The sequence below is a fragment of the Algoriphagus halophilus genome (genome assembly GCF_900129785.1).
Taxonomy (GTDB): domain Bacteria; phylum Bacteroidota; class Bacteroidia; order Cytophagales; family Cyclobacteriaceae; genus Algoriphagus; species Algoriphagus halophilus.
Genome location: NZ_FSRC01000001.1, coordinates 375,499 through 400,836, shown reverse-complemented (window position 1 = coordinate 400,836; position 25,338 = coordinate 375,499). Strand labels below are relative to the sequence as shown.

General features: G+C 40.6%; 21 protein-coding genes. 14 read left to right on the top strand and 7 right to left on the bottom strand.

The genetic code is table 11. The annotated features are described in order from the left end of the window. Positions 1–85: 85 nt before the first annotated feature. On the bottom strand, positions 86–5,110 hold the full coding sequence (gene porU2 / locus BUR11_RS01680) for a putative type IX secretion system sortase PorU2 (RefSeq protein ID WP_074223107.1): 5,025 nt from the start codon (positions 5,108–5,110) through the stop codon (positions 86–88). Next, positions 5,107–6,186, bottom strand: coding sequence for a putative type IX sorting system protein PorV2 (locus BUR11_RS01675; RefSeq protein ID WP_074223106.1), 1,080 nt, complete (start codon positions 6,184–6,186; stop codon positions 5,107–5,109). The genes porU2 and BUR11_RS01675 overlap by 4 nt, the downstream gene beginning before the upstream one ends. 406 nt (positions 6,187–6,592) lie before the next feature. Here BUR11_RS01675 and BUR11_RS01670 point away from each other — a divergent pair, with 406 nt between their 5' ends. From BUR11_RS01670 to BUR11_RS01630, 9 genes are all read left to right on the top strand, one after another. Continuing rightward, positions 6,593–6,922, top strand: coding sequence for a PadR family transcriptional regulator (locus tag BUR11_RS01670; protein WP_074225056.1), 330 nt, complete (start codon positions 6,593–6,595; stop codon positions 6,920–6,922). A gap of 85 nt (positions 6,923–7,007) precedes the next feature. After that, positions 7,008–8,963 (top strand): PspC domain-containing protein, encoded by a 1,956-nt coding sequence (locus BUR11_RS01665; RefSeq protein ID WP_074223105.1) that lies wholly within the window; start codon positions 7,008–7,010, stop codon positions 8,961–8,963. 96 nt (positions 8,964–9,059) lie between these two features. Then, positions 9,060–10,460, top strand: a complete 1,401-nt coding sequence (locus BUR11_RS01660; RefSeq protein ID WP_074223104.1) for an MBL fold metallo-hydrolase RNA specificity domain-containing protein — start codon at positions 9,060–9,062, stop codon at positions 10,458–10,460. A gap of 29 nt (positions 10,461–10,489) precedes the next feature. Then, complete coding sequence (locus tag BUR11_RS01655) at positions 10,490–10,948, top strand: peptidase associated/transthyretin-like domain-containing protein (RefSeq protein WP_074223103.1); 459 nt, start codon at positions 10,490–10,492, stop codon at positions 10,946–10,948. A gap of 173 nt (positions 10,949–11,121) precedes the next feature. Then, positions 11,122–11,691: an RNA polymerase sigma factor gene (locus BUR11_RS01650; RefSeq protein WP_074223102.1), complete on the top strand. Its 570-nt coding sequence runs from the start codon at positions 11,122–11,124 to the stop codon at positions 11,689–11,691. After that, a complete protein-coding gene (locus BUR11_RS01645; protein ID WP_074223101.1) occupies positions 11,684–12,478 on the top strand; it encodes a hypothetical protein in 795 nt (264 codons plus the stop codon). The genes BUR11_RS01650 and BUR11_RS01645 overlap by 8 nt, the downstream gene beginning before the upstream one ends. Before the next feature lie 30 nt (positions 12,479–12,508). After that, entirely contained in the window at positions 12,509–13,549 is a 1,041-nt protein-coding gene (locus tag BUR11_RS01640; RefSeq protein WP_074223100.1) for an outer membrane beta-barrel protein, read from the top strand. 40 nt (positions 13,550–13,589) lie between these two features. Next, on the top strand, positions 13,590–14,393 hold the full coding sequence (locus BUR11_RS01635) for a hypothetical protein (RefSeq protein ID WP_074223099.1): 804 nt from the start codon (positions 13,590–13,592) through the stop codon (positions 14,391–14,393). Positions 14,394–14,404: 11 nt separating this feature from the next. Further along, positions 14,405–15,331: a DUF4097 family beta strand repeat-containing protein gene (locus tag BUR11_RS01630; protein WP_074223098.1), complete on the top strand. Its 927-nt coding sequence runs from the start codon at positions 14,405–14,407 to the stop codon at positions 15,329–15,331. A gap of 50 nt (positions 15,332–15,381) precedes the next feature. Here BUR11_RS01630 and BUR11_RS01625 read toward each other — a convergent pair whose 3' ends face one another. Both BUR11_RS01625 and BUR11_RS01620 read right to left on the bottom strand, forming a co-directional pair. Beyond that, positions 15,382–15,870, bottom strand: coding sequence for a hypothetical protein (locus tag BUR11_RS01625; protein WP_074223097.1), 489 nt, complete (start codon positions 15,868–15,870; stop codon positions 15,382–15,384). 13 nt (positions 15,871–15,883) lie between these two features. Beyond that, positions 15,884–16,978: a ferredoxin--NADP reductase gene (locus BUR11_RS01620; RefSeq protein ID WP_074223096.1), complete on the bottom strand. Its 1,095-nt coding sequence runs from the start codon at positions 16,976–16,978 to the stop codon at positions 15,884–15,886. A gap of 219 nt (positions 16,979–17,197) precedes the next feature. Between BUR11_RS01620 and purB the strand changes: the two genes are divergently transcribed. From purB to BUR11_RS01595, 5 genes are all read left to right on the top strand, one after another. Next, positions 17,198–18,541 (top strand): adenylosuccinate lyase, encoded by a 1,344-nt coding sequence (gene purB, locus BUR11_RS01615; protein ID WP_074223095.1) that lies wholly within the window; start codon positions 17,198–17,200, stop codon positions 18,539–18,541. Between the two features lie 106 nt (positions 18,542–18,647). Then, positions 18,648–19,097, top strand: a complete 450-nt coding sequence (locus tag BUR11_RS01610) for a GNAT family N-acetyltransferase (protein WP_074223094.1) — start codon at positions 18,648–18,650, stop codon at positions 19,095–19,097. Positions 19,098–19,143: 46 nt separating this feature from the next. Next, positions 19,144–19,512 carry a DUF1801 domain-containing protein gene (locus BUR11_RS01605; RefSeq protein WP_074223093.1) on the top strand — a complete coding sequence of 123 codons (369 nt, stop codon included), beginning with the start codon at positions 19,144–19,146 and terminating at the stop codon, positions 19,510–19,512. A gap of 70 nt (positions 19,513–19,582) precedes the next feature. Further along, on the top strand, positions 19,583–20,245 hold the full coding sequence (locus BUR11_RS01600) for an NAD-dependent epimerase/dehydratase family protein (protein WP_074223092.1): 663 nt from the start codon (positions 19,583–19,585) through the stop codon (positions 20,243–20,245). A gap of 80 nt (positions 20,246–20,325) precedes the next feature. Next, a complete protein-coding gene (locus BUR11_RS01595) occupies positions 20,326–20,970 on the top strand; it encodes a carbonic anhydrase (RefSeq protein ID WP_074223091.1) in 645 nt (214 codons plus the stop codon). A 58-nt stretch (positions 20,971–21,028) separates the two neighbouring features. Here BUR11_RS01595 and ctlX read toward each other — a convergent pair whose 3' ends face one another. The 3 genes from ctlX to BUR11_RS01580 all read right to left on the bottom strand — a co-directional run bounded on the left by ctlX (position 21,029) and on the right by BUR11_RS01580 (position 25,338). Then, positions 21,029–21,964 carry a citrulline utilization hydrolase CtlX gene (gene ctlX / locus BUR11_RS01590; RefSeq protein ID WP_143185795.1) on the bottom strand — a complete coding sequence of 312 codons (936 nt, stop codon included), beginning with the start codon at positions 21,962–21,964 and terminating at the stop codon, positions 21,029–21,031. Continuing rightward, a complete protein-coding gene (locus BUR11_RS01585; RefSeq protein ID WP_074223089.1) occupies positions 21,964–22,830 on the bottom strand; it encodes a hypothetical protein in 867 nt (288 codons plus the stop codon). The genes ctlX and BUR11_RS01585 overlap by 1 nt, the downstream gene beginning before the upstream one ends. 228 nt (positions 22,831–23,058) lie before the next feature. After that, positions 23,059–25,338 carry a xanthine dehydrogenase family protein molybdopterin-binding subunit gene (locus tag BUR11_RS01580; protein ID WP_074223088.1) on the bottom strand — a complete coding sequence of 760 codons (2,280 nt, stop codon included), beginning with the start codon at positions 25,336–25,338 and terminating at the stop codon, positions 23,059–23,061.

Genomic DNA, 25,338 nt, shown 5'->3' with positions numbered 1-25,338 from the left:
TAATTTTCAATTGATGAGGAGTCAACTCCCCATTTCAGAAAAATCTCGATCTATTGAAAACCTTCCACTAATGGCGGCCACTTAATCAACGCAATAAATACATCTTCCCATAACCTTTCTTAAAGGCTTTGTCCCCTGCAGTGGGTCGATGCTCCATGAACTGGCCATTCTTTCGAACCAATACCCGATAAATGTACACCCCATTGGCCAATTGATCTCCAAATTCATCTTTTCCATCCCAGGCATATTCAGTCAAGTTATTCCCGATACGAATTGGCCCCAATTCATTTTGTAAAATTTCCCTTACCACTTTTCCCGTCACAGTCATAATCTGAATTTTGATCTCATCAGGCACCTCAGATCCAGTTACTGTAAATACAAACCTGACACTGGTGCTGAACGGATTTGGATATGGGTAAAAATTCGTAATCTGAGACTCATTGATCACTTCAAAAGTAATTTCATAGGGCTGAGGAGAATCTTCATTTTGAATTTTTAAGGTATATAACCCATCTTCCAGAGGTCCTGGAAGGAAGGAAACTTTAAATCGGGAATCCTCAGAAGCTGGAGTCCAAGTGAGGTTGGGGTTTGAAAAGTTGACCCTCGAAAATTCACAACCTTCACAGTTCTGCTTCAAGAAAATATCCATCCCCACCGTATCTTGCTTATACAATAAGGTCTGGTCATTCACCAGCTGTGCAGTCACCATCACAGTAGGAGAAACAATGTCTCCATCCATGATATAAATCCCATCGAAGTTCACATCCAATAAAGAACTGGTTTCATCAGCCTCCACCAAAATATAGCTTTCAAAGTCTATTTGGTTGTTTCTAAATGTCTGTTCTTGTTGAATTCTGGGGTTTGCAAAAACCTCTAACTCATTTTCACCAGCCTTTCCAATGGAATTAAACTCAATACTAAACTCCATGGATTCTCCAGCTTTTAATGCTGGGAACTTTTTAGTGAAATTCTCCACCTTTTTAGAATTCAGGTTAGTCCATTTCCAATCCACCTGAATCGAATCCAGGAAGTTGTATTTTGATACATTTTTGAAAATCAAATCCACTGTTGCCTGTTCTCCTTCTTTCAAAGACAGTTGATCTCTGGAATTTTTCACAAACAAAGCGCCTTCAGGAACTCCCGAATAATTCACTTGCCATCTGTCCAATTGAGCCGGAGCAGTAGATTCAGGATCATCCATCGCATACCGTAATCTCAAATAGGGATAGGTAGTGGAGTTGATAAAGCTAAGATCCATTTCCTGATCCAACACTTGCGCTAAGATCACTTCTTCCTGTCCATCTGCCTTGACCCCTATGATATCAAAATAGGTATTATCCTCTTCATTGATCCAATTTCTGGCATTGACATGTTGGAAAAACCGCTCCCAATTGCTAGCTGGCCCCACTCTAGGGGTCAGAATTACCCCTGAAGTAATATACCCTTCGAGTTCCGTATCAAATGAAAGGGTTTGTTGGTTAGGAGGGAACTCCTGATTGGTATCTCCAACAATTTCTATTGCCTCACCCGGGGCCATCCCTTTTTGGCCATAAAGGATATAAGGATCTCCTGTATTCAGGTTTCTGAGTGTAGCTTCGTTAGCTCCAAATTCTTTTAATAAAGCATAGGCTTCATCTGGCCAGGCATCGAACGTCACATTGCCCACAGAGAAAATGACCACATAATCCCCTTCTTTTACCCCATTCACATATTGCTCTAAAAACGTCTGACCTGGAGTCGTGATCCAAGAATTTTGAACACTCTGGATCACCTGAGGTACTCGACCGCAGGCTCTAGGATCCAAAATATCAAAGCCCGGAACTGGAATAGATAAATAAGGAGTCAGTGATGTTTGATCGAAAGCAACCATCCCCAAAGATCCATTGGGACAGAGTCGGCTATTGGCATTATTGACATTGTCTATGATTTGAGGAACCTGATCAAGGTAGAACTGGGTGTTTTTGTAGCTCAAAGTATCCACACCTGCTCCCACCGTAAACACTTCAAATCCGAGGTTTTTATCCAAATACTTCCATTCTGTTCTTTGGCTATTCAACGCTAGGTTTGTCAACTGATTTTCTTCCAATTGGTCATTGGTCCGTTGGGTCCAACCTTTTGCTCCATTTGGAATCAAAGAAAAGCTGGAAGCGGTCCAGGAATCAGTTTCACCCAATTGAGGTTCCTGAAATTTCGTGCGCCAATAATAGGTTACGGAATCTTGATTCGACAACAAAGTCACGGGCCAATCTGCTATTCCAGAAGTAGTAATCCTGATTTCCTTTCTATATGATGAATTGAAATTAGCAGCCGAATCCAATTGAAGAATAATGGTTCGATCCTTTTTGGGATTTCCAGGAATCTGGGCTATTAAATTCACATTGGCTTCTGAAACTATTCCAAAGTCCAAGGGGAACAGGTTCAAGGTACCGCTCAAAGGAATAAACTCGGTTATAGAAATGGAATTATTGGCAAAAGTCATTTCAGGGATAGATTTCGACGGATTTACCTCCAACGTAAAGGTGTTATCTCCTGCAGCATTCAGACCAATATTCGGAATCGAAAATTCCAAGGTATCTTTTCTGGAGATGTAGGGTATTTCTTTCGGATCAAAGGCTACTTCCGTTCCATCTGGAAGCTTACGCTTTATTCTAAAAGCAACAGAATCAGTATTCACTAGGCCAATATTCCGAATCACAAAAGTCAATTTGATACTATCTGACAGGGCATTGAGGGGAGATTCATCAAAGCTTTCAAAGAATACTTCTGTTGCATCTAAAGAATAATCTGCTTTATCTGCAGGAAACATACGTGTACCAGGGTCTCCAAGCAAAACCATTTGCTCCATATGGGAATAGCTTAGAGGAACCAATCCAAAATTCTCTACAAAATCCACCTCTGCCAGTTGCTTGACCTCTCCTACTGTTTTGTAAATACTGGAACTATCCGCAAAAGCCTTGGAATAAAAGGCATTTGAATATCGATTGAGGATGACATCCACTCCCACAGAGGTATTAGCCATTATATTAGAAGCGCCTTTTTCTGGAGTAATGATCCAATCCTCCCCTTGGGTATAGGTGGTACCAAAGGCACTTCCATAATCACAACCATTGAAAAGCATCACGGGGTACTTTCCTTTGTTTTGGTAATTCAAGGTTGGATCTGAGGCAAATCCAATTTCAATATCAATGACCGTCGGTGCCCCATGTCCAAAAAATGTCACCAAAGATCGACCTTCATTGAGATCGCCTGTAATGTCAATCAATTCAATGGTGGAATTAGAACGCTTTCTATAAGTGGTCACATTTCCTCCCAAATACAAGCCTTCGGCAATGGTTTTATATCCATTGAGGTAATTGAAATACCTGTTCAACTCAAACTCGGAAACCCCTCCACTCAGGTGAATCAATTCTTTTTGCCAAGGTGCTGTTACACCCAAAGCATCTTTTTCAATGGCTTTATCCAAATAATCGGCTAAATGCTGGGAGTTTTTGGCAGGGATTCTTCCCACAGCCATGGCGGGTGCATCCAAATTGGAAGGGTCCAAACCTACCACATAATTATTATCAGAGATGGGATATCCTCCTGGTGGAATCAGATTTTGAAACGTAAAAGCACTAGGATTATTTCTATAAAAATAGTTAACGCCTCCCTGTCTGGCTGTAGAATACATGGTCAAAGATCTTCCTGCTAACAATAGGTGACTTGGTTTGTGTACGGGGTAATAGGCTTTTAAAAATTCAAAAAGAGCAGTTGGTGATTCTTCTCCATATGCAAATTGATTGTACAAATCCTCTATAAAGACTGTCATGGTTTTAAAACCTCCCCCCATAGGGGAAGCCCTATGTGCCGCATAAGCCTGTAGTGGATTTTCATACTGATTGGCGGCCTGTTCCAAAATATGGTGGCCCACCAGAATATAATCTGCTTCCTGAGTGAGGTAATTCTTAAACTGTACAGGTTCTAGTTTCGAGACCGGAAGAATCGTCTCCTCATTTTGAAGCCAAATTTTGCTGCTGTCGGATGACACTGACGCTCGGAACCTGAGTTGATTCGATGTGTTGGAAAGTATTACTTTCTCAGGCCTTCGGTAATCGGAAATTTCAAAAGCCTCATAATTGCTATTCAATTGAGAAATGGAGATCTGCTGATTTCCTGGCGGCACAAGGAATAGTTTAGAAGAAAAATCTCCTTGCACCACCCTTTCCTGAAATATTACTTTGGTATAAGCAACCGAAACATTGTCTGCTGCCTCCGTTCCAGAGGATTGCACGCTGATCACAATACTTCCATCGGCATTAAAATCCCCCATAGTCAGAGGTAAGGTCAATTGGGGGTATTCATATCCGTAGAAATTTTCCGTTTGAACCAAGCGTTGGGAAGCAGCGGTAGGTCCCACTGAAATCCTTGTGCTATGATTATGCAACGAACGTCCCACTAATCCAATTTCGAGCGTTGCAGGTCCAGAATTGCTGGGATTCCCTAAATCGGTCAATGTGAAACTTCGGGTATTCCCTTTGGTAATAATGGAACTCATCCATCCTTGCCCCTGATCATAAATGGACAACCTAAAATCAAAAGCATATCCTACTCCTAATGAATATTGCTCTCCATAGGCCATTAATTTTTCCGTCCCAAAGCTGGTCAATTGAGCTAGGTTGTTTTCGGGAGCCGGGCGTTCTGCCATTCGTAGACCAAACTCTCCTGGAGTGATGGTCAAGAAAAAGGCAGTACTATCCGAATGAGTATTGAAATAAGGATTTGGAAGGCGGTCAAACTTGGTATACAGCAAAGAATCTAATGTTCCATCATTTCTTAATCCATAAAAGTCCAGGTAATCTTCTGAATCAAATCTTCCATCCTCTTGTCCAACCAAAGAAACAGCCACTTCTTTCCCACGATGGTAAAGCCGGATCGTCCTTGGATCAACCGCATTCACATTTACTCCATTCGCAGCTAGGACTTCAGGAGTGATTCTATAAATGCCATCTTTTGCTGTCAGGATTTTATAATAGGTCTGGTTATAGGTATACCAATTAGATTGCTGGGCTTGGATAAGGTTGCTTAAGAACAATAAGCCAAGGAATAAGAAGCATGTTTTCAATTTTTTCATCGGTCCCATCCTTTAAATTTCCTGAATTCCGAGTCCAATTTTTCCAAACTTACTTTCACGCTAAAAACATGAGAATAAGGAGTTTCAGACACATTCCCTATATCTGAAAGGGCATAGTCAATTTGGAACTTTTCGTTTAAAACCACTCCTACCCCCATACTTGGTTGCATATTCAAGGATTCATTTCCTTCAAAATCTTTGATGTATTGAAAGTTCCCAATACCTGCCCTTAAATAAGCAATTCGCTGAAAACCAGCCTCAATCCCTAGCCTGGGATCAATACTAAATACCGAATTATGGATTAGGGTATTCCTGTTGCCATCAAAAGTCATATCCAAATCCGCCACGGTCAATAAGCTGAAATTTGTACCCAATTTCCAATCATAGGCAATACTTCCAATGGCTCTTGGAAGGGTAAGCTCCACGGAGTTTATAGGGATTTCATTATCTGTCAGGGAATAGATATCACGTACCAACTCTGCATCATGAGACCAAGCATTGAAGGTGGTGGTAATATCCCTCACCATTAACCCTAAGGTCAATTTTTTATGAATGTAAATACCTCCTATATCTAAACCAAAGCCCCATGCCTGAGCAAACTTTCCAACATTTCGGTGAATGACTTTGGCATTTGCTCCCACTTTAAATTTATCCGAGAGATCCCGTGCATAACTCAACAACAAGGCATAATCCGCAGCATTAAAAAATTGGATATTGTTATAATTTAAGGCGCCATTTGCATCGTATAAAAATCTGGTATCTGGAATATCGTCCACTCCAAATCTGATTAATGAAATAGCCACTTGGCTTTCATTTTTGATAGGTGTAGAGAAACCCAGGTAATCGTATTGGGCCACACCGGCAAAATATTCGGAATGCATTAAGGTAAATTCATATTTATGTTGAATCCCCATCAGGGCCGCTGGGTTCCAATAAGCAGAAGTTACATCTCGCGAGGCTGCCACCTGGGCGCCTCCCATTCCCAAGGCCCTAGCCCCAACACCAATACTTAAAAATTCATTGGAATATTTAGGTGCAATGGATTGCGAAAAACCAGCCCTGATACTAAAAAGCATCAGTGAAGGCAAGAAAATTAGAACACCTATTAAAAGTCTAGTGATTTTCACAAAACCAAAATAAAGTAAATATCTAAGCCGTTAATAGTTGTTGGCTTTTTTCTTTTAAAGAATCGATACACTGTACGCCATCGTACATATTTCTGTTCACTATGTTGCAGTTTTTTCAGCAGAAATAAAATGTTACACTTTTGCCCATATTTTTTTTCAAAGATTTTAAAAATTCAAAAAGTGCAAATAAAGGCTCTATGGTAGGATTATTCCGGATTTGGTATACCAAACTAGCTTTTTATAGCAAGGAATTAGGTTATACAAGGTAGCTTAGAAAAGATTGGTATCATTTTTCTAACAAATGAGGAAACGGAAATCAAATTTTCCAAAAGCAAGGAAAAAAAATCACCTTACTATGAATGTCGCCAACACACAGATTCAAATGCGCAAAGGGCTCTTAGAGTTTTGCGTTTTGCACATTATCTCTCGGGGTGAGGTATATACTTCAGACTTGATCGATGAACTTACCCAAGTTCAGATGATCGTAGTAGAAGGCACACTATATCCCCTACTCAACAGACTCAAGTCTGCTTCACTAGTTCAATACCGCTGGGTTGAATCTGAATCGGGACCTCCTCGAAAATATTATTCCATTACCGAGGAAGGTAAAGAATTTCTAGGTACGCTTTCAGAAACCTGGACCTCGTTAGTCAATTCCACGCAAGAAATCACCTCTAAGAATTGAACCTATGAAATTGAGAAGCACATTCCAGAATCTGTTGAAGTTCCTTACAGGCGGACATGTGGCAACCCTCTAAATTGAACAACACATGAAAAAGACAATAAGCATTAACATCAGTGGAATTCTCTTCCACATTGAAGAAGACGGATACGATACGCTTCGGAAATACCTCGATGCGATCAATAAGCATTTTTCTTCCTATAAGGACAATCATGAGATCATCTCCGATATCGAAAATCGGATCGCTGAGATTTTCTTGTCTAACCTCAAAAACAACAAGCAGGTCATCACCGCAGAAAATGTGGACAAACTCATTGAAAAAATGGGAACCATAGCTGACTTCGCTACCGTGGAGGAAGAAAAAATGGAAGAGGAGTATGAGCAGCAAGCCAACCCAAAAGATGAAGACTACTATAAATATGTCACTCCCCAACAAGGAGAAAAAGGAGGATATAAAAAATTAGTACGACTTGAAAACAAAAAGATTATTGGAGGTGTCTGTGCTGGTATCGCCCAATACTTTGCCATAGATCCCTTATGGACCCGGTTGATTGCGATATTGGTATTGTTCAGTGGTAACATCCGATTAAACCCAGGTCTATTCGATATCATGCCATTTGACAACTTTAGGTTCAACTTCAGTTTTGGCTTCATTGCAGTGGTGGCTTATATCGTACTTTGGGTCATCTTACCTGTGTCATATGATGTAAAAGAGGATAAAAACATCAAAAAACTTTATCGAAACCCTGATGACAAAGTCTTAGGAGGAGTCGCTTCAGGGTTAGCTGCATACTTTGGAATAGAAGTAATTTGGACCAGACTTGCCTTTGTATTGCTGATTTTGGCCGGAGGATCCGGATTCTTAATCTACTTGGTACTATGGATTATCACCCCTGTGGCCAGTTCGATTACCGAACGAATCCAAATGAAAGGTGGTGAAATCACTTTGGACAATATAGATACGACTGTGAAGGAGAGCCAAAACCCCATCCCTCCTATTCCTGAATCAAATACCAGAAAGATTTTACTAACTCCTTTTAGAATTATCGGACAAGTAATCGAAGCAATCGGAAAAGCGCTTGGACCGGTAGGAAGAGCAGTATTAGCGGTAATCCGGGTGTTATTTGGACTCTTCGTATTCTTCTTGGGAATTGTCATAACAATCGCTCCATTGATCGCCTTGGGTGTTTATTTTGGAATCTTCACCAATGACGACTATGTAATGGTGATGGATAATTTCCCAATTGAATTGTTCTCTAATCTAGTCCCTGTTTGGTTGGTAGTAGCAGCTTCTTTCTTATTGGTTATTCCTGGTATTATCTTATTACTATTAGGTTTAAGTGTCCTTGCTAAGAAAAGCATCATTGGGGGAAGATTCGGCTTGGTAGCCTTAGGTCTTTGGTTATTGTGTATTGGAATTTGCGGATTCCAGATTCCTAGAATTGTAGCACTGTTCAAATCTGAGAACTGGTTTAAGAGTGAAGAAGTATTGCCGGTTACTGCAGGTACGATGATTTTAAACCTAAACCCTATCAGTGAAGAAGCTACATTCAATCGAGTAAGCTTGAGATTGGAAGGAACTTCAGACTCTTTGGTAACCTTGACAAAAGACGCTTTCTCCAGAGGAAGGTCTAAAGCAGAGGCCATGGAAAATGCCGAGCAAATCGTATACAACTATGCCGTTAGGGATTCTGTGGTAACCTTTGACGAAGGCTTTGATGTCAATTCCCTTGGGACGTTTAGAGATCAAAAAGTAAACTTGGTACTTAATATCCCTTATGAAAAGCCTTTCATTATGGAACGATCACTGCTAGAAATCATCAGAAATACCATCTATAGAAATGGTTATAGATCCTCCCAGGTAAATCAGCGAAATGTCTGGGTATTTAATGAGGCTGGACTGGTTTGTGTCACATGTAATGATGACAACGAAGAGGAGGAAGATGACGCGGAAGAAGTGTATCTGGATTCGCTTTCTCGAGCACAATTGGACAGTATCAGCAAGGCGAAGTACTTACAAAAAGCAGATAGTATTTCTCAATAAGTGGAACGGGATCCAAAATCTCAGTTTTAAAATAGGAGAGGTATCCAATTGGATGCCTCTTTTTTTGTAACTTCTATTTTCAAAAACCCAATAACAATGGATGTTACAGTAAAATTTTTGGGAGGGGCTGGGGCAGTCACCGGATCCAAATACCTAATTGACTTAGGAGAATTTGAATTTTTGGTGGATTGTGGACTATACCAAGGAAATCGAGAACTTCGAGACCGAAACTGGGATAAATTCCCTATGCCTCCTATGGAGATGGAAGCCATTGTACTTACTCATGCGCACCTAGATCATATAGGCTATTTACCCAAATTAGTCAAGCAGGGTTTTTCAGGCCCTATCTATTGTACAGAAGCAACCGCTGAATTAGCCAAAATCTTATTATTGGATTCAGGTAAGCTACAAGAAGAGGAAGCTGAATACGCAAGAAAAAAGGGCTATTCAAAACATGACAATCCACAACCCCTCTATACACAAGAGGATGCAGAAGCCGTATTCCCCAAACTGGTTCCTCAGGAATTTGAAAGGCCTTTTTCGATCCATCCAGATGTAACGGTTACCTATTACCATGCTGGACATATTTTAGGAGCATCTATTGTGAAAATACTAGTAAAAGGGAAAGAACAGGAAAAGAAATTAGTGTTCTCAGGGGACTTAGGCAGATACCATGACCCTATTTTGTACCCTCCTTCCCGGATACCAAAAGCTGACATTTTGTGGATTGAATCCACGTATGGTGATCGGGTAAGTCCTCCAGTCAAACCTGAGGAAGAATTGGGAAGGGCCATTAGAGACACCTTTGATCGAGGTGGATTGGTGATTATTCCGGCTTTTGCGGTGGGCAGAACCCAATTGGTGATGTATTATTTATTCCAGCTAATGGAAAAAGGGAAAATCCCTAAAGCCCCGATTTTCCTGGACTCTCCAATGGCCATCAATGCGACTAAACTTTACCTGGACTTCAAAAGTGATCACCAATTGACTGCTGTTTTAGAGGATGATAACAATCATCCATTTGATCACCCCCAACTTCATTATTTCCAAAAACAAGAGCAGTCCCGTTCACTCAATGAATACCGAGGGAATGCCATTATTATTTCTGCGAGTGGGATGGCAACCGGGGGTAGGGTTCTTCACCACTTATTTCACCATTTACCTGACGAAAAGAATGGGGTGGTATTTGTGGGGTACCAGGCGGAGGGCACCCGAGGAAGGAGATTATTGGAAGGAGAACCTGAAATTCGGATTTATGGTCGAGAAGTTCCTGTGAAGGCCAAAATCTATCAAATCGATGGGCTCTCAGCACATGCAGACCAAAATGAATTGATGGACTGGGCAGAAGGTTTTATCGAAAAACCTAAAATCGCATTTATCATTCATGGGGAAGAAAAAAGTGCCAGTGTTTTGGGACAAAAACTCCATGAAGAATTGGGATGGCGAACTATCCTTCCTCAGTATTTGGAATCGTTTCTGCTATTTGAAAATATTTAAAAACTAAATAGGAACTCCCCCTTATTAAAATGAAAAAATTAGTAAAAATACTCTCCTTTTTCCTACCCATACTGCTATTTTTCCAGTGTAAACCTTACCAACCGGAAGGTCAGGGCATTATTGGAACCATCACCTGGATAGAAGGGAATCAGATGCCTATGATCCAAGATGGAGAGGATCCCGAAAAAGGGGCAAAAAAGGTAGAGCGAACCCTCCATATTTTTCCATTGACTAATATTTCGGATGTAAAAGTGGAAGAAGGCTTAATCAGTTCCATAGCTACCACCAAGATCAAAGAAGTAAAAACCGATGGGACAGGAAAATATGCAGTAGACCTTAGCCCAGGCAGGTACACGGTACTGACTGTAGAAGAAGATGGATTATTCGCAAGTATCTTCGACGGGGAGGGAAATATACAACCAGTTACGGTGAAGGAAAATGAATGGACCTTATTGGACATCCTCATCAATTATAAGGCATATTATTAAAATATGGTTTTTATTTCCCAATTAACTAAGAAAGATTAAAAACTATAATTAATTATAAATCAATATTTTACGAGTATTTTTATAGAGAAATCAAAAAAATATTATTTTTTTTTCACACACTGAAGCAACCATTCTTTCAAGCTTTGCATCTACCTAATTGAAAGCCACTAGTAATGTTCAGCAGAACCGATTTTTCTACCGAGACAAGAGTAATACAAGGATGCCTAAAAGGTGATCGGTCCGCCCAGCGGCACCTGTATGATTCGTATTCGGGGAAATTTCTGGCCATCTGCATCCGGTATTTGAAAGACCGGGAACATGCGGAAGATGTGATGATCGAGGGATTCATGAAAATTTTTGATAAGCTACCCCAATTTCAGAACAAGGGAAGTTTCGAAGGTTGGATGAAACGAATCATCGTCACTCAGGCTCTCATGACATTGAGGAGTAACAGACACCTAATGATGGAAGTGAATATGGAAAATGAAGCTGAATTTCAGGATCAAAATTATGAACTCAATCATTTGGAAACTGAAGAGCTCATGGAAATGGTCCAAAGTTTACCAGTAGGATATAGAACTGTATTTAACCTGTATGCTATAGAAGGTTATTCCCACAAGGAAATAGCTGAACTACTTGGAATCAGCGAAAGCACTTCCAAGTCGCAGCTCAACAGAGCCCGAAATGTCTTAAAAGAAAAAATTGCCTGTCTAATACCAAACGAAAGGAGAAACAATGGCTAATTCATCACAAAAGTTGGACAAGATTTTCAAGGAAAAACTGGACCAACATGAAGTCAAACCCAGTGCATTAGCCTGGGAGAGACTAGAAAAAGAGCTTCCTAAAGAACCTAAATCCAATCGAGGATTCTGGTGGGCGGCGGCTGCTTCCGTGGTGATCTTACTATCAGCCGGGTATTTCTTTTATCCTTCTGAAACCAAAGACAATTCCGATGAATTACTGGCTACCAACCAAGAAATCATCTCTCCTGATAATTCAGACATCCGCAATTCAGAAACTACGATTCCTGATGAGTTACCTACAGAAATTGAAGAAGAGCAGTTACCTGCTCCTGTAGAAATCAAGGAGGAGCCTAAAGCAGAAATCACAAGTAACAAACCATCTAATAAAAAGCCGGTAATTACTGAAGCACCTACTCAAAACCTAATTGCGATGACCGAAACGCGAGAAAAGGAAATAACAGTATCTGAAGTAATTATACCTGAAGAGAAGCCAGAGTTGAAACCAATGGTTGACCCAGAAATGGAGCTTCCTACTTTGGATATCACGAAGGCAGTAGCAGAGGAAAAGACAGAGACCGAAGAAGCCCCTGCATACAGCATTAAGATTTTCTCCTCAGGACTGAAGGAAGAGCCCAAAGACAAAAACCTGATTGCCGAAATTGGCAAAACAGTGAATGATGTCGGCGGATTGTTAGGAAAAGTAGACCAGGGATTGGCAGACTTGCAAGATGCCAAAAACAACCTCTTTACCAATCTTACTTCTAAAAAAGAACGAGCTGACAAATAAAAAATCGCCACAAGAAATCGAAATCAAATCATGAAAAAATATCTTTTATTATTCTGCCTGATGGCCCTGGTTCAAATTGGCATCGCCGGTACCATGCCATCTAACGACACCTACAAGACTGTGATGAGCGACAGTGTAGTCGTAGAATTCGGAAAGTCCGGAAAAGTAGTCATCATCGTGGACAGCAAAGAGGACTTTGAAAAGCTAAAGCTGATGAATATCAACCAGATCATTCGAGAATTGGATCTGGAGGAAAATGAAGATTCAGGAGAATTGACCATCGTTGAAATCAAAAAGAAGGACGGTACTACCAAAGAAGTGGTAAAAGTAAGAGAAGACTGGGAAGAAACGGAGGTCTATATTGGTGGAATGCGGATCCTGGTAGATGAGTCCGGTGCCAATACCAAAGTACGAGTTGAATCAGGAATGAAGAAAAATAATGACCCCCCATTCCGTACCTACTTTAATGTAGACCTCGGGGTCAACAACTACCTGAATGGTGAAGGCAAATTCCCAACCTCTGACAATCCATATGCGGTAAAAGGTTGGGGGAGCTGGAATGTAGGAATCAACTGGATGGCTGCCCAGAGAATTTCTAAAGGTTTTTACTGGGATTTTGGATTGGGTTTCAACTTCTACAATTTCAAATTTGAAAATCGGGATTTCCAAGCTGTCAGAGGCGATGATATGATTGACTTTGTACAACGTACCGATGTGGATGGCTTTAAAAGTAAAATCTCTGCTTCCTACATCATGGCAATGACCATGCTTGAGCTGGACTTTGGAAAAATGAACGATAATGGAAGGAAAGGATTGAGAATCGCTGCGGGACCTTATGCGGGCTATCGATTAGGAGGACAATCCAAATATGTATACAGAGAACTGGGAGGTTCTGGCCGTAAAAAGGACAAACAAAACACAGGGCTTTACTTGAATAATTTCCGGTACGGAATCAGAGGTGAACTGGGCATTGGTCGAGTTAAATTCTTCACCAATTATGACTTAAACACGCTTTTCCAAGATGAAAAAGGACCTGAGTTGAACCCTATCACTTTTGGCATAGTATTCTAATCAACAGGGCTTCGGCCCTATTTTCTAACCACTTTTGAAAATGAAAAACCAACTACTACTATTACTACTATTTGTCTTTTCGATCAGTACTTCTATTGCGCAAAACAAACCTGACACGGTTATTTACACCAAAGACAAAGTCATTAACGTCTTTGGGAACTCCTGGAGATATTATAAAAATGATGACAACAAATGGATTTTGGAGGTAGAAGAGGATGATGAGGTTAAAATCAAAGAACGATATAAATCCAGAAATCGAAACTTCAGAGCTGATTTTAATTCTGAATTAGGGATCAATTTGGTGAATCCCACCGGTGAAATGCCAGATGTGAAACCTTGGGGATCCTGGTATTATGCCATCAATTTTGAAGGAACTTATAAGCCTTCCAGAAACTTTCACCTTCTTTCAAGCATTGGAGTCAGCTGGTATAATTTCAAGCTTGAAGACAGAAGTCTGATTGCGGTGAAAAACCCAGACGGCATTGCTTGGGAGGAATTCGAAGGAGGCATCGGGACCAAATCTAAAATCTCTGCATCCTATGCAAACTTCACGTTGGTCCCAACCCTCTTAACCAATAACCATAAGCTAAGATTGGGATTAGGTGGATATGCAGGTTTTCGAATAGGCGGAAGAGGTAAGTTTGTATACGACGATGAAAATGGAGACAAACAAAAGCAGTTTGAAAAATCCAATATGTACATAGAAAACTTCCGCTATGGAGCCAGAGGGGAAGTAGGGGTTGGAGATATTACTCTCTTTTTCAACTATGATTTAAACAATCTATTTCAGGAAAATCTAGGTCCTGAAGTAAATGCAATGAGCTTTGGAATAACAATAAGATAATCAATTAAACTATGAAAAATTTCTTCAAAATAAGTCCCTTACTGATAGCCTTACTTCTGTTTGCTACCGTGGGTTTTGCCCAAAAAGTACTTGTTGATGCCAATAAGTCCTACTCCAATATCAGCAAAATTGAAGTAAGCGGGGGTTGGCTTGATGTCTCCTATGATGGAGGCTCTGGCGCTGATGTAAAAGTGGAAGCCTATCTGGAGTCAAATGACGAAGACCAAGACATCATCTTTGTGACCGTAGGTGATGTATTGAAGATCTCTTATGAGCGTAGTAATAACAGCTCCTGGGGGAATAATAGAAACAAAGGATTTATCAAAATCAATGGTCCTATGGCCATGGAACTGGATATTAAAAACAGTTCAGGAACCATCTCCGTGGATGGGGTGACCAATGATGAAACCATCCTGAGAGTTAGCTCTGGAAAAGTTTCGGCCTCTAACATCAATGGTGATCTGAGAGTGAAGGCCAGTTCAGGGTCTTTGTATATCGACGAAATTGATGGGGATGTGGAAGCAAGTGTAACCTCAGGAAATGCGGACATTACCCGTGTTACAGGCAATGTAGACTATGGATCTACTAGCGGTTCTTTGGAGGCAGATACGATTGGGGGAGAATTAAGTGCTTCCTTGACTTCGGGAAATGCCAAGCTAAGTAACATTGGATATTTAGGAGAGTTGAAATTTACATCCGGAAATATCAGAGCTACCAACGCTGGCCTGAATGGGAACACCCGTTTTAATGGAACATCAGGTTCCTTTAGAATTCAGACTCCATCTGACTTAAAATCTCTCAACTTCTCATTAAGAGCTTCCTCTGGAAATCTTAAAGTTGGAGGAATCAACACCGGTAGAAATCTAGAAATAGACAATGGTTCTTCTGATTGGGTCAAAGGTTCTATTTCTTCCGGAAATATCATTATAGAAAACTAAACCAACTGCTATCAACTAAAACGCCAATCTAGTTTAGATTGGCGTTTTTTTTACTCAGGTCTCGAGGCTTGATGAATCAAATCCCGATCCTCTTTTTTCAATTTCATCAATCTCCCTAATCGATCGGGAGTAGGCTTTGCTAAAGAAAAGAACACCAAGGTTCCAGCAAAAAGAATAATAAAGTAAGGATTCCCGTAGAATAATAAACCTAAGGTAGCCACCAACGAGCTGATGAATAAAATATAAAATCGCTCTTTTGTTGCTTTGGCATAAACCTTCACCTTATCAAGCAGCTCTTCCTTCTTAAAGGATTCTTTCAGTTTCCTATGAAACAATAAGTACTGGACCAGCAACAAGGCTGTGCCAGCTCCAGACAAAATTCCGTTTAGAAAGCCTGGAAGCTCAGGGAGTCCCCAATCCAGGTTTCCGGAATTATAGTACAGGTAAATCATTCCAAAAATCGGCAAAGCTATCAACATGAGGATCAACACTAACTGCTCCAGATTTTTGTAGATTTTCCGGATTTCTTCGATTTCCATAAGTAGATTGGAATTACTCTATACGAACTTTTACGTCATCTGTCATAGGTCTTCCTACGCAGCAAAGAACGTAACCTGCATCAATCTCATTTTGGCTTAGTCCCGAATCCTCATCCATTTTTACTTCACCACTGATCAACTTGCCCCGACATGCGGTGCAAAGACCACTTTGGCAACTGAAAGGCATATTTAAATTTTGATCCAACCCTGCTTCCAAAATGGTTTTATCCGGAGTAACAGTTACCAGGTGCTCCTCTCCTTCCAACAAGACGGTCACATCCCTAGTCAGACCACCAGCAGTGGCTGCCGCCTCATGTGCTGCTTCAGCTGCCGCAGAGAAAAAGCTTTCTTTGTGGATTTTTTCACTAGATATCTGTAGAGAAGAAAGAACCTCCAAGGTAGTCTCCAAAATCCCTTCTGGTCCACAAATAAAGTATTCCGTTTGAAATTCTGATTCAGACTCAGCTGTATTTACCAGTCCTTTTAAGGTTTCACTGGACAATCTACCTTTCAGCCCAGTCCAAGCTTCAGTAGGTTGGCTTAGATTATGGATGACTTTCAGATGATCTGCATATTTATGCTCCAATTCATCCAATTCCTTTTTAAAAATGATATGATCTTCATGTCGACTGCAATACAATAAGGTCACCTTGGAATTGGGCTCATTGACCAAAACAGATTTCATTATTCCCATGATGGGGGTAATTCCACTGCCCCCCGCTACCAAAAAGAAATGCTTTTGATTTTTGGAATGAAAGTCCGTGGTAAAATTACCCAGGGGCTTGAGGACATTGATCGTTTTACCTGGATGGATTTTCTCATTCAAAAAGTTAGAAAAGAGACCTCCAGGCACCCTTTTTACAGAAATCCCAGGAAAAGGATCCATATAAGGGGAGGTACAAAGACTATAAGATCTACGTTGTTCCTTACCCTCAAAATCCATCACCAAAGTCAGAAACTGACCTGGTTTGTACTCCAAATAGGGTTCAGGTTGTTCAAAATAAATACTAACAGTATCAGCTGTTTCTTTTACTACCTCCCTCACTTTCAAAGGCAGGAAAGTTTGTTTCTTTGCTACCTCTTTCTTTTTCTTAAATAAATTGAACATCCTTGAATTAAACTTTATAGGTATTTTTTATTTGACTGCAAAATTAACTTCTCCTCCCAAATAATTGCTTTGGATAAGGATAAATTCCAATGAATAACCTGATTTCTTGACCTGAGGTTCGGAAAAATCCAACAAAACTTCTGAAATCGAAGGGTGAAGGTCAATGATTTGGAGGCAAAAAGCTAAATTGCAGCTTCCAAAAACAAACGGAATAGTCCAATGGAATTAAATGCGTTGACAGCGGTAACATCCGTAGATGGCCGTTATGCCGGCAAAACCGCCCCTTTAAGAGCTTATTTTTCAGAATTTGCACTTATCAAAAACCGAGTTCATGTAGAGGTTGAGTATTTCATAGCGCTTTGCGAATTGCCTTTGCCACAACTTAAAGACTTTGACCATGCGTTGTTTTCAGACTTGAGATTGATTGTAGATCATTTCTCCATAGAAGATGCTGAAAAAATCAAAGCCACTGAACGAATCACCAACCATGATGTAAAAGCAGTGGAATATTTCCTTAAAGAGAAATTTGATGAATTGGGTCTGGAGGCTCAAAAGGAATTCATCCACTTTGGATTGACTTCCCAGGATATCAATAATACCTCTACCCCATTGATGCTTAAAACAGGGATGACAGAAGTCATCTACCCCCAATTGGAAGCGGTATTGCTCAAATTGGAGGAAAAAGCAGAGAAATGGAAGTCCATTCCTATGCTGGCAAAAACACATGGCCAACCAGCCTCTCCTACCCGATTGGGAAAAGAGATCAATGTATTTGTGGTGAGAATAGAAAAGCAATTAGAGTTGCTGAACCAAATTCCTTACACGGCTAAGTTTGGTGGTGCCACCGGTAATATGAATGCGCACCAGGTAGCATACCCGGAAGTGGCTTGGAATGATTTTGCCGTTCATTTTGTCAAAAACCATCTTGGATTGGTCCGTAGTTTCCCTACTACACAAATCGAGCATTACGATAACTTGGCCGCTCATTTTGATGGGTTAAAGCGAATCAACACTATTTTGCTTGACTTGGCAAAAGATATCTGGCAGTACGTCGCGATGAATTACTTTAAGCAAAAAATCAAGGCAGGGGAAATCGGCTCATCTGCGATGCCACATAAAGTAAATCCGATTGATTTTGAAAATGCAGAGGGGAACTTAGGAATTGCAAATGCACTTCTGGAACATCTGGCTGCCAAACTTCCAATCTCGAGACTTCAACGGGATTTGACGGACAGTACCGTTTTGAGAGTAATCGGTGTGCCATTGGCACATATGGTCATTGCTTTGGAATCTCTAGCCAAAGGACTGGATAAACTGGAATTGAACGAAGCAGCAATTCATGCCGACTTGGAAGATAACTGGGCCGTAGTGGCTGAAGCCATCCAAACTGTATTGAGAAGAGAGGCTTTCCCAAAACCTTATGAGGCTTTGAAAGACTTGACAAGAACGAATACTAAAATCACCGAAAGTTCCATTCGGGAGTTCATTTCGAATCTTCCAATTTCAGATGAATTAAAGGCTGAATTGAATCAGATCACTCCATTTAATTATACTGGAATTTAAACAGAACTTGATATAGCTAATCCTAAAAGCCGAGCCAGAAATGTCTCGGTTTTTTTATGGTTTAAATTTCAATTCCTTAAATTAACTCATTCAACTCCTGTCTCATATGATCCACATTCACCGGACTGACTCCTCCAACCCTAACTTCCAAGAATTAGTCCGAAAATTAGATACCTACTTAGCCCGAATCGATGGAGAGGAAAATGCATTTTATGCCCAGTACAATAAAATAGACTTGCTTAAACATGCGGTCGTGATTTTAGAAAGTGAAATTCCCGTAGCATGCGGGGCCATCAAAGAATTGGACGCTGATTCCATGGAGGTAAAGCGAATGTATACTGATGTTTCCGCGAGAGGGAAAGGATATGCAAAAAGTATCCTTTCTGAATTGGAAAAATGGGCAAAAGAGTTGGGATATAAATTCTGCGTATTGGAAACAGGAAAGCGTCAACCAGATGCAATTGCACTTTATCAATCTTCCGGATACCAACTCATTCCGAATTATGGTCAATATCAAGGGATTGAAAACAGTGTCTGTTTTCAAAAAATGCTATAAGGAGTATTGGAAGTAAAGTCCCCCCATTTTAAACAATAGGAATGCCATGCATGAAGTGCTAGAACAATTTTATTTGAACCAATCAGAACCCAACAAAAGTTGTTTTATGGCTTTGCGTAGCATCATTCTAGATTTGGATAAGGATGTGACAGAAACCGTAAAATATGGGATGCCTTGTTTTTGCTATCAAAAAAAGATGTTTTGCTATTTATGGACAGATAAAAAGACGAGCCTTCCCTATTTGCTCTTTGTGGAAGGAAATTTTCTCCACCATCCAAAATTAGAGAAAGGCACTCGATCAAGAATGAAGACCTTCACGGTAGATCCCAAAGAAGATTTACCCTTGCAAACAATTCATCTGTTATTGACAGATGCATTAGCTTTATATAAGTCTGGAAAAATAAAAATCAAATAGACTTCATTTCTTTTTGCCTAATTTAGATAAGTAGAAATTCAAGCGATTATTTTTTAGTAAAAGCAAAGCCATGTACAACGTCATCATCACAGGATCCACGGGAATGATCGGAAAAGGAGTCCTTCTGGCCTGTTTGAACAGTGAGGAGATACAGGAGGTGCTATTGATTAACAGAAGTTCAGTTGGGATGGAGTCTCCAAAAATCAAAGAATTACTACTACAGGACTTTACTCAAGTCCACGAATATTCAGAACAATTAAAAGGCTACGATGCCTGCTTCCACTGCATGGGTGTATCCGCAGTAGGCATATCAGAAGATAAATACCACCAATTGACTTTTGGGGTTTCCAAATCCTTAGCTGACACCCTTTTTGAGTTAAATCCTGATCTTGTTTTCTGCTATGTTTCTGGCACAGGAACGGACTCTTCTGAAAAAGGGCGCATTATGTGGGCAAGGGTCAAAGGGAAAACTGAGAATTATATTTTATCTCTCGGGTTTAAAAAAGCCTATATGTTTAGACCTGGCTTTGTTTTACCAGAAGATGGTATCAAGTCAAAAACCAAACTCTACAATACCATCTATGTGTTATTGACTCCTTTTTATTCCTGGATAAAGAATTCCAAAAACGTAACCACTACCAGAAAGATTGGAAAGGCCATGGTCCATGCCCTAACCAAAGAATTTTCCAAATCCCTCTTAGAAAACAAGGACATCAACAAACTTGCTGAATAAATACGCATTTCGGATCAAGAAAATTAAATTTATAGAACTATCTTAAAACGTAGTGATACTTTTATTAAAAACCATTACTCATGAATCTTTACAAACAAATTTTTGAGAATAACCAGAAATGGGTTGAATCTAAACTTGCAGTAGATGAAAATTATTTTCAAAACTTATCTAAAGGACAAAGTCCAGAAATATTATATATAGGTTGTAGTGATAGTAGGGTCACCGCAGAAGAAATGACCGGTATTGAACCAGGGCAGATGTTCGTACATAGAAACGTGGCGAATTTGGTTCCTAATAATGATGGAAACTCTGCTTCAGTAATAGAGTATGCTATTTCACATTTAAAAGTTAGGCATATCGCTGTTTGTGGCCATTATTTTTGCGGAGGGGTGAAAGCAGCCATGCAGGCCCAAGATTTGGGGATTTTGAATCCCTGGCTAAGAAATATTCGAGATGTGTACAGAACTCATAGAGAGGAATTAAATGACATTGCAGACGAGGATGCACGGTATAAAAGGCTGGTAGAACTTAACGTACAGGAACAATGTATCAATGTGGTGAAAATGGCTTCCTGGCAAAAAAGATTCATAACGGAGGGGCTGCCACATGTACATGGATGGGTTTTCGACATCCAAACGGGCAAATTGATTGATCTAAATATTGATGTCCCCACAATAGTGAAAGGTATTCGGGAAATCTATGATTTAGGTACTACCGAAATTTGAGATCATGAAACAATTTTAATTTGATTTTCCAGCCAAGGTTTGTGAAGACATAGCGCTTTTAAGCCTTGGGTAAAAAAATCTCTGCCATCATACAGCGAGCACTTCCTCCACCTAATTTTTCAATGGTAGGAATAGAAGGACTGATGATGGTAGTGTACTTTTCAATCATTTGGATTTGCCCCACATTCAAGGAATCAAAAGCAGTCTGTGACATCACAGTAAATTTCTCCCCTCCGTCATTGGTCACTTCTAGCATATTCCCGGCAAAATTAAACTTCTGTTTAGCAGTGATAGGGATCACTTTTTTTCCTGCTTTGGTTAAGGCCTTTTGAACACCCTGTTTTTCGGATGCTTTTGGAATACTATCCAAACATACCACTGCTAAATCCCTTCCCACATGCATCATCACATTCGTATGATAGATAGGACTTTTGACCCCATCAATTTCTTGGACTGAGTTAAACCCTACTAAATCATACCCCAAAATATCCGCAACATAATTAAGTGGAACCGGATGGGTTCGTTCAGAGAAGCAGGCAAAAATAGTTTTACTATCATGGTCCAGAACCATGCTTCCTGTCCCTTCCAAAAATTGATTATCCTCTTCAAAAAAACTCAAATCCAAAATCTCTGAAATTTGATACCCCTTTTGAATGAGCATCTCCACCAAGTCCTTTCTTCTTTCCAAACGCCTATTTGGGGAATACATAGGGTATAGAATCAATTTGCCATCAGGATGCGTACTAAACCAATTGTTTGGAAATACTGCATCTGTCTTAATAGGTTTCTCAGTATCTTCCACCACCTCGACATTCACCCCTTGATCTCGTAACAATGCTACAAATCCATCAAATTCTTGTTTAGCCAACTCCCTGATTTTACCTTTTTCACGATGATCCTTCTGCTGATAAAAATTCGTATTGGCAGTCTCCTCATTAAATCCAAAATTGGCCGGACGAACCATCAAGATATTTGGTGAAGTTTGCATAGTAATTAATTTTTGGGATACCTGTAGAGCACGGGTTGAATACCAAACCGAACTTCAGAAAGAGTAAAGAAGCTTTTTCCTTCTGGAGAAAAACCAATGGCTTCCCCTTGTGGTTCCGGAACATATGGAACAATGACCGGAGCTCGCGATAATGCTTCCATCACTGACTCTCCCTTCTTTCTCTTCCAATAGAATACCTCAAGGTAGTTCTTTATTATGATTTGACTCCCATCTTGAGAAATATCCCCTGCTACTGAGCTCGTAATAGGAAGCTTCATCAGTTCTTCCAATTCTGCACTTCCTGATTGAAATTTCTCTGCGGGAAGGCGGAACAAGGTGTTTTCTTTATCTCTTTTGGACAGGATAAAAATATCTCCAGAAACTGGGTCCACCATCAAAGTTTCTGCATCCATTGCTCCATTGGGATAAGTTAAATCTATTCTCTCTGGGGTTATTTTTACAGAGCCTCTCGAACGTATCGGTTCAGCAAATCTGTAAATTCTAATGGTTTCATATTGGGCTACATTATCTCCTATTTCTGCTACATAGACGTTACTTTCTCCATATTTCCCTGGTCCTACAGCGATATCTTCCCAATCTCGATTAGTGGCTCCCAATAGCTCCACATCCCCTACTACATTCCCCAAGGAATCAAGCATATAGACTTTTGGTTCACCTCCACTATCATTGTGTACATAGATAATTCCAGGTTGGCTTTTGCCAAATGCCAATCCACTCACCTCATTCAATATCTGGGCGTCAATTGTTTTGACAGGAATACCTACCGAAAAAGCAGAATCTACGGAAGCATCTTGAGCAAACACCTGAAAAACAGATGCAAGCCCTAGAAAAGTAAAAAGGACGGATTTCATATTGTTTGATTAGAAGAAGCCAAAAATAGGGAAAATCAACTCCCAAACTAGGTGTTGATAAGGCTCCACAAGGAGTTTAACGAATTGATAATACTCATCATTATTGATGGCACCCAGATAAAAATAGAGGGATACCAGGAAGACAAAAAAAATAGGCTGTCCCACCATTAATTCTCTATCCAAATGTGAAGGATTGGTAAATGATGAGACAGCTCCTTTAAAATTAACCTAAACCTTGAATGGCAACTTGTAGATTCGTTGTCCATTCATCTGATACATGGCATTGGCAAGCGCAGGAATAAACGGCGGCACAGGAGGCTCTCCTACTCCGGTTGGTTTAATTTGGCTTTCTACGATATGGACATGTATTTTTTTCGGGGCAGCAGGCATTCGAATAATTTGATAAGTATCGAAGTTATTTTGCTGCACCTGCCCATTTTCTAACGTGATTTCAGAAGTAGTGGCCAAACTGGTTGCAAATTGAGCACCTCCCTCAAACTGAGATCGGATTCGATCTGTATTGACAGCTACCCCACAATCCACCACGTAATACACTTCTGGAATCAGAATTTTTCCATCTGCACCTTTTTCCAATAGGACCACACAGCCTACATAGGTCAAGAAACTTTTATGTGCTGCAAAGCCCATTATTTTTCCTGCTGCTTTATTCGCATCCCAATTAGACTGTTCTCTTAAGGTTCGAATGACATTTTTCATTCGTCCAGTGTTCCAAGGATAATTCTCAATACTTTCCCCATAATTCCCATATTCTCCTCCTACCATCTCTGACTGGAAAGTGATATCCCGATCTTCTCCCAGGAGCTCGATTGCATTTTCCAATGGATCTTTCCCTCTCGCTTCTGCAATTTCATCCAACATCGTATGAATGGCAAAAGCATGGTGAATATTACTTACCGATCGAAGCCAGCCTACTCTTGTATTTCCAGTGGACTCATGTGTTTCCACTCGAATATTCGGAACATTAAAAGGAAAATCAACACAACCTAGGCCCATTTCACCGTCTGAAGGATGCAATTCCTCCTTACTACTGGTAGAACCGATTGCCGGGAAAACGGTATGGTGATTCCATCCCGTCAGGTCGCCACTAGAATCCAAGGTCGCAATAATCCGCTGGGCACTATGGGAATGAAAGAAGTCAAAATGAAGATCGTCATCTCGAGTCCATTGTACCCGAACTGGTCCATTGGCTGCTTTTGAAATCAAGGCTGCTTCCACTACAAAGTCTGGCTTGGATTTCCTTCCAAAGCCTCCACCCAATAGTGTCACATTCACTTTGATCTGACTTACATCTACTCCTAAAGCTCCTGCCACTGCTCCCCTTGCCCATTGCGGGTGTTGAGTTGGCGCCCACACTTCGCAAGATCCATCTGGTTTTACATGAGCGATGGCTGCTGGTGGCTCGATGGTAGCATGGGCATAAAACGGAGCCTCATAGGTGCGTTCTATTTTTCTGGAAGCGGATCGGTTTGCCGAATCAAAATTCCCTCTTTCTCTTCTTACTTTTCCATTGCTCCGAGTACTTTGAAGCATTTCTACCAGCTGTTTTTTGGAACTATAATCTTTATTTTCTCCAAGGTCCCATTCTATTTCCAGCGCATCTCTCCCTTTGATAGCAGACCAGGTATTCTCAGCGATCACGGCAATTCCTTCTAAAGCCTTATCCAGACCAGGAGGATTTCCTGATCCTTCAATTTTTACTACTTGAACGACTCCTGGTACCGCCAATGCTTTTTCATCATTATAGGAAACCACTTTCGCGCCTATTACCGGAGTTCTCCGGACTACAGCAATTTTCATATCCGGAAGATCCACATCTGCCCCAAAAACCGCCTTGCCCATGGCAATATTCTTCAAATCGTAAATCGGCACATCCGTCCCGATCAATTTATAGCTGGAAAGTTCTCTCAGTGTAATGCTTTCCGGATCCGGAACAGGGGTATCCTTTAATTTACCCACTAAGTCCCCAAACGGGATTTCTTTCCCATCCCCGATGACTTTCCCATCACGGGTATCACATTGGGAAGGATCCACTCCCCAATCCGCAGCAGCGGCAGCGATCAGCATATGCCTGGCTGTGGCCCCCGCTTTTCGCATGGGTTCAAAAAACATCCGAACAGAGAATGAACCATCGGTATTCTGATTTCCGTATTTCTCTTCATCCCCTTCCGCTTGAACAATTTTGATGGTGGACCAGTCTGCTCCAAGTTCATCAGCCACAATTTGTGGAAGGGACGTTCGAATACCTGTCCCCATCTCAGATCGGTGGGCGACTAAGGTAACTTGATTAGTTGAATCAATGGAGAGATAAACATTGGGTGCAAACGTCACTAATTCACCTTTTGGTCCTGAACATTGGAAGTTGACACCAAGTATAAGTCCCCCGGTAGCAAGGGACCCTATTTTCAAAAAATCTCTTCGGGAGGGAACAAAAACCTTGCTTTTATCCTGCCCTTTTTTCTTTTGTATAAATGGAATATTTGGAAGCAT